Origin of the sequence: Paenibacillus humicola (genome assembly GCF_028826105.1) — a bacterium.
GTDB lineage: Bacteria > Bacillota > Bacilli > Paenibacillales > Paenibacillaceae > Paenibacillus_Z > Paenibacillus_Z humicola.
In genome coordinates, this window is sequence record NZ_JAQGPL010000001.1 from 4,989,302 (window position 1) to 5,003,971 (window position 14,670).

Annotated in this window: 9 protein-coding genes; 5 read left to right on the top strand and 4 right to left on the bottom strand. The window is 60.1% G+C overall.

Annotated features, from left to right (window positions below; all coding sequences use genetic code 11):
• Positions 1-11: 11 nt before the first annotated feature.
• From PD282_RS22935 to PD282_RS22945, 3 genes are all read right to left on the bottom strand, one after another.
• Complete coding sequence (locus PD282_RS22935) at positions 12-656, bottom strand: GntR family transcriptional regulator (RefSeq protein ID WP_274653520.1); 645 nt, start codon at positions 654-656, stop codon at positions 12-14.
• 295 nt (positions 657-951) lie between these two features.
• Positions 952-1,995: a LacI family DNA-binding transcriptional regulator gene (locus PD282_RS22940; RefSeq protein WP_274653522.1), complete on the bottom strand. Its 1,044-nt coding sequence runs from the start codon at positions 1,993-1,995 to the stop codon at positions 952-954.
• Between the two features lie 376 nt (positions 1,996-2,371).
• Positions 2,372-3,922, bottom strand: a complete 1,551-nt coding sequence (locus PD282_RS22945) for an NAD(P)H-hydrate dehydratase (protein ID WP_274655427.1) — start codon at positions 3,920-3,922, stop codon at positions 2,372-2,374.
• Positions 3,923-4,214: 292 nt separating this feature from the next.
• Between PD282_RS22945 and PD282_RS22950 the strand changes: the two genes are divergently transcribed.
• From PD282_RS22950 to PD282_RS22970, 5 genes are all read left to right on the top strand, one after another.
• Positions 4,215-5,552 (top strand): ABC transporter substrate-binding protein, encoded by a 1,338-nt coding sequence (locus PD282_RS22950; protein ID WP_274653524.1) that lies wholly within the window; start codon positions 4,215-4,217, stop codon positions 5,550-5,552.
• Between the two features lie 75 nt (positions 5,553-5,627).
• Entirely contained in the window at positions 5,628-6,557 is a 930-nt protein-coding gene (locus PD282_RS22955) for a carbohydrate ABC transporter permease (RefSeq protein WP_420832372.1), read from the top strand.
• A 5-nt stretch (positions 6,558-6,562) separates the two neighbouring features.
• Positions 6,563-7,381: a carbohydrate ABC transporter permease gene (locus PD282_RS22960; protein ID WP_274655428.1), complete on the top strand. Its 819-nt coding sequence runs from the start codon at positions 6,563-6,565 to the stop codon at positions 7,379-7,381.
• Between the two features lie 78 nt (positions 7,382-7,459).
• Positions 7,460-9,190: a cache domain-containing sensor histidine kinase gene (locus PD282_RS22965; RefSeq protein ID WP_274653528.1), complete on the top strand. Its 1,731-nt coding sequence runs from the start codon at positions 7,460-7,462 to the stop codon at positions 9,188-9,190.
• Positions 9,187-10,683 carry a response regulator transcription factor gene (locus PD282_RS22970; RefSeq protein ID WP_274653529.1) on the top strand — a complete coding sequence of 499 codons (1,497 nt, stop codon included), beginning with the start codon at positions 9,187-9,189 and terminating at the stop codon, positions 10,681-10,683. Before PD282_RS22965 ends, PD282_RS22970 begins: the two co-directional genes overlap by 4 nt.
• A 164-nt stretch (positions 10,684-10,847) precedes the next feature.
• On the opposite strand, the gene PD282_RS22975 is transcribed toward PD282_RS22970, so the two are convergent.
• A complete protein-coding gene (locus PD282_RS22975; RefSeq protein ID WP_274653531.1) occupies positions 10,848-14,255 on the bottom strand; it encodes a X2-like carbohydrate binding domain-containing protein in 3,408 nt (1,135 codons plus the stop codon).
• Positions 14,256-14,670 lie beyond the last annotated feature (415 nt).

Genomic DNA, 14,670 nt, shown 5'->3' on the forward strand with positions numbered 1-14,670 from the left:
GCAAATTTATCCTATCCGGTATAGCGTTTATAGAAATCGAGCCCCCGGACGAGCTTCTTCTCCGCCTGGTCCACGTCGCCGGATTTGATAATATCGAGCAGCTCCGCATGCGAATCCGGGATGCTGTAGCCGGAATGATCCTGGTTCGTCACGGAAATGAACCGCATGATTTTCGTCTTGATGCTGTTCCAGATATCCAGAAACAGCGCGTTGCCGCTGCGCAGGTAGAAATAGCCGTGAAACTGCATGTCCAGCTCGACCAGCCGGTAGGAATCGTTCTCGTCGACGGCCAGCTTCATGTCGGCCAAAATCCGCTCCAGGCTGGCGATGTCCTCCGGGGTCAGCACCTTCATCGTTTCGCGCAGCGCATGCCCTTCGAGCAGCTGCCGCAGCTCGTAAATATCCCGGATTTCCTTGAACGTAATTTCGGAGACGGCCGAGCCTTTGTTCATCCTGCCGACAATCAGCCCTTCCTGCTTCAGGCGCTCCAGCGCTTCGCGGACCGGCGCTTGGCTCACATCGAATGCTTTGGCGATTTCCAGCACGATCAGCCGGTAGCCCGGCGGCAAATCCCCTTTTAAAATTTTTCGTTTCAACGATAAGTAGACATGTTCGCTAAGCGAAGTCGGATTCTGGGGAATGTTTACGGTATCCATCAGGGATTTGGACCTCTCCTTTCGGCAGCGCCGCTTGGCCGGCCATCGGCGGGCTGTACGTACATCTTATAGAAACGCAATTCCGCCCGTCAAGCTGATAATTTCAAGAAAAGGGGGACGTTTATACGGATTTGTTTGTCAAGCGGAAGCGGCTGACGCTGTGCCGGGGGCAGTGCAAGCTTTTTCCCTTCGAACAATCGATCGGGAAAGCAGGCAGAAAGTTAATCTTTCCTCCAGTCGAACAAAAGCAGACCCGAGAGCCGGCAAACCGACGGCGGTCTGCTTCTCCCGTTTATTAAACCGGCGCAATGGACTGGCGGTTGATGAACTCCCCGTGAATGAGCATTTTCTCGAACGGCTTGTCCGGGTTCTCGATCCGCCGCAGCAGCAGCTCGACCGCGCGTCTTCCCATGCCGGTTTTGGGCACGTCGACGGTGCTGAGCGGAGGCGAGAGCCTGGCTGCTTCCTCGGTGTTGTCGAAGCCGGTGACGGAAACGTCCTCCGGAACGCGAATGCCGAGCTCCGCCAGCGTCCGGAGAACATGGAGCGCCGTCGCGTCATTGGCGCATACGAAGGCGGTCGGCATGCTTTTCCGGGCGTACATCGATTTCAAAATGTCCTCGACTTCCCTGTCGTCCTCGATCTGAAGCAGACGGTCTCCCGCCTCCTGCACCGGAAGCCGCATTTCCTCGAGCGCGGTGCGGAAGCCGAGCCACCGGTCGAAGAAGCTGCGGGAATAGCCCGGATTGCCGACGAACTTCAGGCTTTTGTGCCCGAGGTAAATCAAATATTCGGTCAGTCTGTGCACCGAATCGTAGTTGTTCATAAAAATCGTATCGGACAAAATGAGGGAATCCTCGTGATCGATCAGCACGAAAGGGATGCCGGCATTACGGATTTCAAGCACGATCTGGTCGGCGACCAGACCGATTCCGACCAGCCCCAGCACGCTGGCCGGATTGATAATATGAAGGAACCGGTCCGAGTTGTGCTCGGTCACCACCATGCTGCCGATGCCCCGGTCGGCCAGCCCCGCGATAACACCGTCGGCGATTTTTCCCCAAAATGCGCTTTCCGGCAGCTGGTAGCGAACGTTCGGGATGAGCACGATCACCGTATTTTTTAATGCCGGCGGTTTCTTTTCCATTTCCTGCAGCGAAACCGGCCGCGCCTTCCCGCGGGTATGACGCTGGCTGTAGTAGCCCTGGGCCGCCGCGGCCTGAATAATCCGGTTTCTTGTCTCGTCGCTTACGCCGGGCTTCCCCGATAGCGCCTGGGACACGGCAAACTTCGACACCCCCAGCTGGTCGGCAATTTGCTGCATGGTGACCTTTTTCAAACGTACCCACTCCGTTTTTGCTTATTTTATCATATCCGCGGGCGTTGAACCATGACGGCGGCTTGAAAATGAGCGGGAAACGCGGGCGGGAGACGCCCGCTCCGCGCGGTCTCCGCAGAGCGAATGTGCGCTCCTGCGGGCACGTCTCCGGATCGAAACAAGCGATGGAATTCGGGCGGGGTTCAAAAAAAGCCGTTGACGGCAATCGTTAGTCCATCCTGCTCCGCAATCGCCGCGGCGCAAGCGATTCCGGTCTCATGACCGTTGGCGTCAAGCCGATTTCCGCGGCAGGCGGCAAGTTCGGCCGGCTGGCGGATTTCCCGGGAAATCCCGATCCTTGTCGACTGGGATTCCCCTGGGGGGCGGCGCGGACGGCTTACAGCTCGTCCGCAATCTCGCCGGCGATGAGCGACGCCGGCGCGGACCGCCGGGCGGCGGCGCGGTCTCCCGCCGCTCCGTGAAGCCATACGCCGAGCGCAGCCGCCTGCTCTGCTGTGAGCCCTTGAGCCAGCAGGCCGCCGATCAGGCCTGCCAGCACATCGCCGGCGCCGGCCGTCGCCATGCCGGGATTGCCGGTGCCGTTGATGTAGACGTCGCCGGACGGCGCGGCGACGACGGTACGAGCACCCTTCAGCACGAGCGTGACGCCGTGCCGAAGCGCATAGCGGCGCGCCGCGCCGATGCGGTCCCGCTGCACCTCGCGCGTCGGGATGCCGGCCAGGCGGCCCATCTCCCCCGGGTGCGGCGTGAAGACAACACCGCCCTCGCGCCTCGGCCACGACGCGAAATCGTGCGCGTCCGCCGCCAGATTAAGCCCGTCGGCGTCGAGCACGAACGGGACGCGGCTGTCGACGCGCGTCCATACCTCTCGCAGCCAGCCGGCGCCGCCGTCCCAGCGGCCGAGGCCCGGACCGAGCACGAGCGCGTCCTTCCCGGCTGCAAGCCGGGCCAGATCGTCCGGCCGCACCTCGCTCCAGCCGCCGAGGCCGGCGTCGGGCAGGCCGGCGAGCATCGCCTCGGGGAACCGGCCGGTCATCGGGTCGACGAGCCGGTCCGGCACCGCCCACGTGACGAGGCCGCAGCCTCCGCGCAGCGCAGCCCTGGCGCTCAATAGCCCCGCGCCGCTCATCGGGCGGCTGCCCGCGGCGATCAGCGCGTGACCGTATGTGCCCTTGTGCGTGTCCGTCTCGCGCCGGCGCTCCGGGTCGACGCCGAGCCGCTCGCGCAGCGTCCGTTCCCCGAGGGCAAACGTACGCACGCCGTGCTCCTCCGCCAGCGCGGCGGGAATGCCGATCGGCCGCACGGTCACTTCGCCGGCGGCGGCTGCGCCGGGGTGCTGGACGAGGCCGCACTTGCCGAAGGCAAGCGCGACCGTGCGCGCCGCGCGGATGCACGGATCGTGCGTTTCCCCGGTGTCGGCGTCCAGCCCGCTCGGGATGTCGACGGCGACGATCGGCAGGCCGCTGCCGTTCGCCTCGCGAATCAGCTCGGCATACGCGCCGCGGGGCGCCCCCTTGCTGCCCGTGCCGAGCAGGGCGTCAATGATGCCGTCGTAACGGTCCCACGGGACGGCCTCGCCGCCCATCCCATAAACGCGATGCGGCAGGCCAAGCCGCATCGCGATATCCCGCTGCACCGCCGCTTCGCCGCCGAATGCGGCGGGGTCGCCGGCGTAGACGATCATCGGCTCGAAGCCCGCCTCGGCGAGGTGCCGGGCGGCGACGACGCCGTCCGCGCCATTGTTGCCTTTGCCTGCCAGTACAAGCCACCGCTTCAGCGTCCGGCCCGCACCGCTCACGGCGAGCGCCGCCGCTTCCTCGGCAACCGCCCGTCCTGCGTTCTCCATCAGCACGAGCGCCGGAATGCCGATCCGCTCGATCGCCGCCCGGTCGATTTCGCGCATTTCCTTTGAGGTCACGATATACATCCTGCATGCCTCCCTTATCGTTGTCCGCGATTCACGCGGTTTGCTTCCAAGGATTCGAACAAGCAAACGAGCTTAGGACCCGTTCACCCCTATCCTATCATAATCGGCGGAACGGGATTAAGACGGTGCGCCGCGCTTTCGACAAACCTCGACCCGTTTCCCCTAAAAAAATAGCGCTTACACCTGAAAAACGGTACACTTGTAAGCGCTACCAGTCATGATACGATTAAAGCGCAAGGAGGATATCAAATTTATCCATGTACGTTTTTAAAAAAAGGAGGTCCATGGCTTCATGAAAAAATCGGCTTTCAGTCTGATCGCAATTATCCTGACCCTGACGATTGCGCTGCTCGGCTGCTCCCAGCGCCCGAGCGGGTCGTCCGGCGCATCCGGCGATGACTCGGCGAACACCGGGCAATCGGCCGACACCGGCTCCGGCAATTCAAGCGCCAGCAGCGGGGGCGGCGACAAAATCCGGCTTTCCGTCTACAGCACGATCAGCGAAACGAAAAACCAGGAAGTGATGAAAAGCATCGCGGCCGACTTTATGAAGGAAAACCCGAACATCCAGGTGGAATTCCAGTTTCCCGGCACCGAATACGAGAACATTCTGAAGGTCAAAATGGCGGCGAACGATCTGCCCGACGTCTTCGACACGCACGGCTGGGCGAAAATCCGCTACGGTAAATATTTGGCCGACCTTCGCGACGAACCGTGGGCGTCGCAGCTGACGGACTCGATCAAGCCCGTCGTCACCGACAGCGACGGCAAGGTGTACGCGCTCGTCATGAGCGAAGCGAAGGACGGCATCACGTATAACGCGGACGTGCTCAGCAAATACGGCATCGAGCCGCCGAAGACGTTCGACGAGCTGATGGCGGCGGCCCAGAAAATCGTGACGGAGAGCAAGGGCGAGGTCTCCCCGTTCTTCATGTCCGGCGTCGACAACGGCACGATCGGCGGTTTCCTCGATCAGTTCGCGACGTCGGCTTTTATCAGCCCGGCGACCAACGAAGCCCAGAACTTCCTGGACGGCAAATTCGACTGGAACAAATGGACGCCGCTGGCGCAGGACCTGCTCGACCTGAAAAACAAGGGCTACCTGAACAAAGATTTCCTGACCGCCAAAAACAGCGACATGCCGCAGCGGTTCGCGCAGGATAAAGTGGCGTTCGTCATGGGCGGCCCGTCCTTTGCCGACGACGCCTACAAAGTGAACCCGAACGTAAAAATCGGCTATATGCCCGTTCCGTCCATGGTGGCCGGCGACAGCGAGAACTTCTCCGGCGGCGAGCGTTATACGATGGGCGCCTGGAAAGACGGCAAGCATCTGGCCGAAGCCAAGAAGCTGATCGATTTCTTCGCGAAGCCGGAAAATATGACGAAGATCGCCAACTCGACCAAGCTTCCCGCCGGCCTGAAGGGCATCGAAGCGAAGCACGAATTCTCGGCTTATTACGACCAGTTCGCAAACGTTCGCGTCTTCCCGTATTTCGACCGCGTCTACCTGCCGAACGGGATGTGGGACGTCATGTGCAAGACGGGCACCGCGCTGCTGGCCGGCGAATTGTCGCCCGCGGATTTCTCCAAAAAAATGAAATCCGAGTTCGAACGTCTCCGCGATCAGTAACGGATTTGCGGGAGGGCCGCACAGCGCCCTCCCGGTTTATTTTCGAAAGGGGTGAAAGTTGTGGCCCAGCCGAATATGCGGCCGCTCGGCGCGTCTTACGAGCAGCTGCCGGTCAGAAGCGGTTACTTCAAGCGGCTCGTCCGCGGCGGCTCCCTGCTCAATTTACTGTATGTGCCGGCGCTGATCCTGTTTATCGTCTTTATTTTTTACCCTTTCCTCAAAGGGGTGCAGATCTCGTTTACGAATTGGGACGGCTACAACCAGAATTACAAGTGGATCGGCTTCAGCAACTATGCCCGCATGATGGACGATCCGGATATGGCCCGGGTGCTTAAAAACACGGTCATTTACGGCGTGGGCAGCACCGTTCTGCAAAACCTGATCGGCCTGCTGTACGCGCTGTTTCTGAACACGAGCATCCGCACGCGCGGCGTCGTCCGTACGATCATCTATTTGCCTGTCATCGTCAGCGCGCTCATTATGGGCTATATTTGGTATTTCTTCTTCCAATACGACGGCGGCGCGATCAACGACATTTTGAAGCTGTTCCAGGATCAGCCCTCCAACCTGCTCGGCGACCCGAAGTCGAACGTCTGGATCATTACGTTCGTTAACACGTACCAGTACCTCGGCATCGCGATGGTGCTGTTTCTGGCCGGGCTGCAGTCGATTCCGAAGGATTATTACGAAGCGGCGACGATCGACGGCGCCGGGGCGTTCTCTCGTTTCGCCCGGGTGACGTGGCCCCTGCTTGCGCCATCGTTCACCGTCAGCATGGTGCTGAACCTGATCGGCGGCCTGAAGCTGTTCGACGTCATCACGGCGATGACGAACAGCGGACCCGGCTACGCCTCCGCTTCGCTCTCGACGATGATGTACCTGCTTTATTTCGGACGTGAGGACGCCGGCTACGCGGCGACGATCGGCGTGCTGATGTTCGTGATCATCACCATCGTCAGCCTGACCGCGCTGGTGCTGCTCCGCAGACGGGAGGTAACGGCCTGATGAACATGGGCAAAACAAAATCGTTCTGGCTGACCGCCCTGTCGATCGTCATCTGTCTCATCCACATTTTGCCGTTTTACATTCTGATCACGACATCGTTCAAAGCGGCGGACGACCTCAGCTCCAAATGGATCCTGCCCGGCTACCTGTACCTGGACAATTTCGTCAATGCGTGGCGGGAGGCCGATCTCGCGTCGGCGTTCAAAAACAACATCATCGTGACCGTGCTGTCCGTCGTCCTGATCGTAGCCGTCGGCTCCATCGCCGCCTACCCGCTCGCGCGGCGCCAGACCGGCTGGAACAAATTCATTTACGGGCTGTTCGTCTCCGCCTTGATCGTTCCGCCGCTTACGATCCTCGTGCCGCTGTACAAGTACATGGTCAACATCGGGGGCATGAACACGTACTGGGGCATTATTTTGCTTCATGTGACGTTCAGCCTGCCGATGACGATCTTCCTGTATACCGGGTTTATCAGCACGATTCCGCGCGAGCTGGACGAGGCGTCGATGATCGACGGCGCGGGAAGGTTCTCGCTGTTTTACCGGATTATTCTGCCGCTGCTCAAGCCGATTACGGCGACGGTCATCATCCTGACGGGCGTCGGGGTGTGGAACGACTACCAATTCTCCGTCTTCTTCCTGCAAAAGCCGGAGCTGCATACGTTCACCGTGGCGCTATCCAGCTTCTTCGGCATGTATACGAGCCAAATCAACTGGGTAGCCGCCGGCTCGCTGATCGGCGCGCTGCCGATGATCGTCATTTACCTGTTCCTGCAGCGGTATTTCATCACGGGACTTTCGTCCGGCGCGGTGAAGGGATAACGCCGGTCCGGCAGGCTTTTCCGGAGCGCCGCGCTTCCATTATGATGGAGGTGGATGACCCGCGAAGGAGGAGCCCTCATGCTGCATTCGATCCGGTTCAAGTTATCGCTGCTCTTTCTGGCCACGGTCGTCGCCCCCGTCGTCGCCCTCGTGACCTGGCTGCCGTCGTATTACCAGCAGCTGATTACGACACAGGCGTCTACCTTGACGGACGGCATGCTGACCGCGCTCACGTTCGAAATCGAGACGTACCTCGACGATCTCGACCGGATGACGATCGCCCCGTATTTGAACGACGACGTGATGCGGGCGCTGAAGGAAAAGTCGACGTTTCAATGGAAGCTGCTGACGCCCTACCAGCAGTGGTACGCCGATCAGCAGCTGTACGCGACGCTGCCGAAATACCTCAAAAATTTGCGGCAGGACATCCTCGGCACGATCCTGCTGCCGATGGACGGCTCGGTTTACGTGACGTCGCCGAACGGCTATGTAAACCAGGCGGTCAAAGGGTTCCCGTTCGAGAAGCAGAGCTGGTATCTGCAGGCGCTGAAAGCGGACGGCAACGTGGCGTTCATCAGCGCCCATATGCAGGACTACCTGCAGGACGGCGGCGAGGAGGTGTTCTCCGTCGCCCGCCTGATCAAGGATCCGGACTCGCAGCGGCCGCTCGGCGTCATCATGGCCGACGCGGATACGATTGTGCTCGAGAAGCTGATCGGCGGCATTCAGCTGCCCGCCGGCTCGGTCGCGGCCATACTGGACGACAAGAAGAAGCTGATCTACGCCAGCGGCCCGCTGTCGTCCGGGATGCGGCGTCAGCTTGCGGACGGCAGCCGCATCTTGAACGACGGCCAGGGCCGCTATTCGGTCATCAGCAAAAAAGTCGGCCCGGCCGACTGGCAAATCGTCATGCTGTACCCCGAAGCGGTCATCGAAAACCAGCTGCATAAAATTTACCGGATCGGCTTGTATTTTATCGTGTCCGGCCTTGTGATCGCGCTGCTGCTGTATTTCACCGTCTCGCGCTGGCTGGTGACGCCGTTCCGGCAGATGGTCCGCGTGATGAAACGCGTGCAGCGGGGCGATTTGAAAACGTTTTATCCGGCACGCGGCAGCGACGAGGTGGCGCAGCTCGGCAGTCATTTGAACACCATGATTACCCAGCTCGGGGAGCTGATCGACCGGGAATACCGCTCCGCGCTGGACCGGAGGAATGCCGAATACCGGGCGCTGCAGGCGCAGATTCAGCCGCATTTTCTGTATAATACGCTAAACAGCTTTATCGGGCTGAACCGGACGGGTCAAAGCCTGCTGCTCGAACGCGCGATTCTGTCGCTGGGCGGCATGCTGCGCTATACGCTTGAGCATGCCGACGGGGTGACGCTGAAGCAGGAGATGGATTTTATCGCCAAATACTGCGAGCTGCAGCAGATCCGTTTTGCCGAGAAGCTCCGTTTCTCCATCGAATGCGACCCCGAGGCGGAGCAGGCGCGCATTCCGAAGCTGCTTTTTCAGCCGGTCGTCGAGAACGCGATCATTCACGGCATCGAGCCGAGCGAGACGCCCTGCATGCTCACGATCCGGGCCTCGCTGGTGAAAGCGGGGGACGGGAGCCGGATCCAGATTTGCATTGCCGACGACGGCGCCGGCTTCGACCCGGGGGAGGCGCGTCAGGGCGTCGGGCTGGCCAATGTGCGCGAGCGGCTGTCGCTGGCGTACGAAGGTGCCGGGCTGGACGTGGAGACAGCCGTCCGGCGCGGCACGACCGTCCGCATACTCATTCCGGTAAAGGATGTGAACGGAACGTGAAACTGGTGATCGCCGATGACGAAAGCCTCGTCAGAGTAAGCCTTGCAAGCATGATCAAGGACATGGATGCGGCCTGGCAGGTGGCCGAAGCCGCGAGCGGCGAAGAGCTGCTCCGGGTCGTCGCCGAGCAGAAGCCGAACATCGCCATCGTCGACATCCGCATGCCGAAGATGGACGGAATCGAAGCGATTCGCGCCGGCAAAACGCTGTCCCCGGTGACGAACTGGGTCATCCTGAGCGGATTTTCCGATTTTGCCTACGCACAGCAGGCGCTGCGGCTCGGCGTATCGGAATATTTGCTCAAGCCGGTCGCGCCCGCCGAGCTGGAGAAGGCGCTGCTGCATATTTACAAGGATAACAAGGATTACATCAGCCTCTTGAACCAGCAGTTTGAAAATCATCTGTTTGCGCTGTGCAACGGGCTCGCGACGCTCAAATACGAGGAGCGCGACAGCCTGTTTTACCGCGGCCGGTTCGCCGGCCGCATCTTTATTCAGGACGCTTCATCGCCCGCAGGCCGGCTCACCGTGCTCGAGCGGGAATTGTACGAAGAGCTGCGCGAGCTTGCCGACCGCCACCTCGTCTACGGCATGAACGCGGCGCTGCTTGCGCTGCCCGGCGGCGAAATGGCCGCCGTCGCGGCGTGGGATCCGGGCCTCGGACAGACGGCCCGGGAGCAGGCCGGCCGCTTCCTCGAGCGCGCGACGGAAACAGCCGGGCGGCGCTGCGGCGGGGAGCGCTTGACGACGGTGCTGGCGACGGACGACTGCCAGGGCTTCGAGGCAATGAACGCGCAGCTGAAGCAGCTGGCGCAGTGGGCGGATCTCCGCGCCGTTTGCGGCGCCGGGCGTCAGCTGGCTTACAAGGAGCTTGCCCGGGAAGCCGCTTCGCCGGATAAGCTGGAAGCGGGCCGGCTGCTTGGTACGATCACCGATCATTTCCGCAACGGGATGCACCTGCAGTACCAGAGCGCGGTCGGCAGTCTCGAAATGCTGCTCGGCAAATCCCGCTTGTTCGAGAACGGGGCGGTCCGGGAAGCGGCCCGCCATTTTTGCCGTTTCGCGCTCGGGCTCGACCTTCCGCGGGATGCGCCGGGCGCCTTCGAGCCGGAGGAGCTGCGGAAGCTCGGCGAACGCGCGCTTTGCGGCGCGAAGGAGCCGGCCCCGGCAAATTTGGTGGATCAGGTGCTGCAGTATATCGACAAGCATTATACGGACGATATCGGGATCGGGCAGATCGCCGGCGAGCTGAACGTTTCGGTCACCTACCTGAGCACGCTGTTTCACAAGAAAACGGGCGTAACCTTTATTAAATATTTGACGCGCATCCGCATGCTTCAGGCGAAGGAGCTGCTGCTCAATACGAACCTGCACATCAAGCAGGTCGCCGAGCGGGTCGGCTATTACAGCACGCGCCATTTCACCAAGCTGTTCACGGAAACGTTCGGCAAATATCCGTCCGACTGCCGCAAAGTCGAAAAGACGGGGGAATAAGGGCTTCACGCCCCCATTCTCCCGTCTTCCACCGACTACCGTCGATTGCTTGACTTCCTTTTTTCACTTGCTCTCGTGCGGCTCGTTTGCTTATGCGAATCCGCAAGCCATGGGCAGGCTCACGGCATTTCCGGAGAAGCCTTTATTTCCCTTGGCCTTTGTCATTACCGGCTAACCGTAAACTTCAGTTCGTCCGCCAGCATCAGACCTCCCGATTTTTTGACCACTTTTATGCTGTGCGTACCGGCCTTCAGACCGGAAACGGAGAATACGGTTTGCTGCGAGCTGCGGGCTTCGGCAAAGGCGTTCACCGTTTTCCGGAGACTGCCGTCGATATAAACGTCCATTTCGCCTTGATTCGGCCCCATCGGCATGATGAGATCAATGCCCGTTCCCTTAAAGCCGTATACAAAATAATCGCCGTTCGTTTCCGTGTAATGCACGTCGTCCATATAGTCCCCTTTGAAGCTGAACGTCAGGTTCGTCGTACCGGCCGGCTGTGCCGCGAGGTACTCCTTCTTGATCGTGACGGCATTTCCCGACACCGTATAATCCTCGCCGTTTACAAGTGCCTGCGTTCCATTGGCGATGCCGTCCAGGTTGGCAATGCTGCCGATGACGTTCACCGTCACGTCGGCCGGGGCGGACGGATTGAAATCGGCCTCGGAGATGTCGATCAGATCCGGCTTCTGCACCTTCAGCGTGTCGAGCAGCATGAACTGGCCGGATTTTTTCACAACCTTGATCGTATGCAGTCCGTCGGTCAGACCGGTCGCGCTGAACACGGCCTGCTGCGGCTGCCGCACATCGGCATGCGTATCGATCGTTTTCGTCAACACGCCGTCGATATAGACATCGGCCAAACCTTCAGACGGATCGATTTCCGTTATATACTGGATGCCCGTGCCTTTAAACGTATATTCAAAGAAATCCCCGTTCGTTTCCGTCCATTGCACATCGTCCATATAGTCGCCGAAGTTCCGGCCGCCGCTGTGATTCCACGAGCCCGTATAACTGATGCCCGGCGCGTCGTTGTTCAGCGTCAGAAAACGTCCGGGCGACGCCGAGTTGATGACGTGAATCGTCAACGTTTGCGCCGCTCCGGCGCTGAATTCGAACGTCAGCGCGAGATCCCCGACCGGCTGCTGCGCCAAATAAGATTTGCCGATCGTTACCGTGTCGCCCGAGACCGTGTAATCGGTGCCTTCGGTGAGGGCGGCGCCGCCGTTTTGAATGCCGGTCAGCGTATTTCCGTTCAGGGCAAGCTTCGTTGTCACGTCCGCCTGTGCCGACGTTTTCTTGTCGAAGGTCGCTTCAGCCGGATCGATCGTGCTTGCCGACGCGCCGGTAACCGCGATGGCGAACGTTTGCGAATCGCCGCCCGCGAAGGCAAAGCTCAAATTCGTTTCGGCGTTCGGCTGCAGGGACAGATAGTCCTTCTTGATCGTCACGCTATTGCCGGAAACTGTATAGTCGGTATCCTTCGCAAGTGCCGCCGATCCGTTCTTGATTCCCGTCAAGGATGCGGTGCCGTTCGGCAGCGTTACCGTGACATCGGCCGGCTGATCCCGGTCGAGGCTGCCGGATGCCGTCCCGAGAAGCGAGTCCGCCGTCACCTTGAAGCCGTCGACGATCAAATAGGTGCCGCCCGTTTTCACGCCTTTCAGCGTATGCTGGACGTTCGGCAGGCCCGAAACGCTGTAGACGACGTACTGCCCGACGTTATGCGCACTGCCGTCATAGGCGGTTGCCGCCTGTTTTTGCTGCCCGTCGACATCGATATCGATGCTGCCGCCGGCGGCATCCTGTTCGGTCAAAAATTCAACGCCCGTGCCGGTAAACGTAAACTGGAACTCGGCGCTGTTTTGGCCGTAATGCACGTCGTTCATATAATCGTTATTGCCGGCCGGTCTTCCCGAGCTGTATCCCCACGTGCCGCTGTAGGAAACGGACGGCTCCGTATCGTTGAGATAGACAGAATGCGAGACCGTATCGCTGTCGTATACGGCAGCGGTTACCGTACCCGGATTGACGACATCGCCCGATTCGGCCGCATTGGCGGCAGCGGCGGTGCTGCTCGTACCGCCGGCGCCGCTGTTTTGCACGGCCGAATCGCCGATCGTGACCGTCAGGTCCTGCGAGTCGTGCACCAGCTCTTTGCCGCCGTTACGGGCCCAATTGCCGGTATAACGGACGCCGGTGTCGTCGTCGTTCACGCTGGAGGTGCCGCTCTTCGCCGTCACCTTGAACAGTGCCGAAGCATGAGGCTCCAAATAAACCGGATCCAGACCGGTCTTGAACGTGCCGAGCTCTTTATGCTTCCACAGGTCGCGCACGGAGGCCGATCCATTCAAGCCGATATCGCTCCAATTGACGCCGATTCTCGCGGCTTTTGTGCCCAGATTGAACAGCGCCACCGTATACGTGCCGTCGCCGTTGTTGGCGTACCATACCTGCCGGTTGGTCGCGGTCGAAACCGGATGGATCGGATGGCCGGCCTGATTGACGGCGATCACTTCGTCGTTCATCAGCAGCTGCAGTCCGTAATCGTCCAAGTTGGTAATGTCGTCTCCGATGTACAGCTGCGCCGCCGATGCGGCCCAGAGCGTCATCGCCGTTTGGCGCTCGTCCCGGGTCAGACCGGACGTTTCGCCGTTGCCGATATCGAGCGAGTCGAAATCGTTCCAGCCGCCCGGCCCCGCATCGCGCCACCAAAGCGCGGCGTCGGGGAACAGCCGGGCGATGTTCGCCCATTGCGTCAGGCCGACCTCCGGGTTATACGCCTCCACGTCCCAGTCGACGCGCCAGCCGTTGGCGTACTTTTTCCAATAATCGACATAATTATGGTCGAGCGCCCAGGAAATCTCGAACCAGATGTGGTGCCTGCTCAGCGCCTTCGACCAGGCTGCTACGTCGTCGCGCGCGTCGATCGTCGTGTCGTTATGGCCGGAGCCCGGCGTCACGCTGTCGAACTTCACGAAATCGATGCCCCAAGCCGCAAGCTCGTCGGCAATCGAATCGATATATTTCTGTGCGCAAGGATTGCTGAAGTCGATTTTATAGCCGATATTCCAGTAGTCCGCCGTACGGAGCGGCTGCGCCGCTATGTCCTGCATATGGCACTGCGTGCCGTAAATCGGCAAGTTTTGCGCATAGGCATCCTTCGAAAGACCCGGAATCATATAAATGCCGATCTTCTGCCCGTTATGGTGCACGTAATTGATCAGATTCTGGAAGCCGTGCGGATAAAGCGTCGTGCTCGGAACCGGACGGCCGTATTCGTCCATGCTGCCGTTCCAGCCCGCGTCGACGTTGATATAGTTGTAGCCGTGAGACTGCAGCTTCTTGTGCATGGCGTCGGACATCGCTTTAATCTTTTCCTCCGACGTCCAGTTGCCCTGGCCGTCGTACACCTGCATGCTGTAGCTGCTCCACCCCATGTAAGGCTTCTGGGCCAATCCGTTGTCGGCCGCTTCCGCCGCGCCGCGCGCAGGCGATATGTAGCCGAACTGCCCGATGATGACCGCGGCCAGCAGCAGGCCGAGCCATGTTTTTCGTACTAGGCGATTCAAAATTCCCCTCATCTCCTTCTGAATTAAAATGAACGTTCCGGCCGGCTTGCCCCGGCCGATAAGCCGTGGTCGACAAGCCGGAGCAAGCCGAAAAAACCCCATGTACGCTTCCGCTTCCATGGGCCTTGCAAAAAATGATATCGCTTTCATTGGCGGACAATAACGGAAACGGACGATAGCTGACGGTACCGCCGTTCAACCCGGGGTTCCGCTTCAGCGGGCGCCTGCGCGGACCAATCCGCCCGTCCTGCATCCTTCTCGCCGAGAACCGGGCATCGCTTTATGACAGCGTTATCACATCAGTCATCATAGTGGCTGCGGTCCATTCCGGGTAGGTACAGTTCGGTCTTTCGACGTACATTTCTTCCATTTTGCGGGGTGCAGTTTGGAATCAAACGTCCATTTTGCGTTTCAT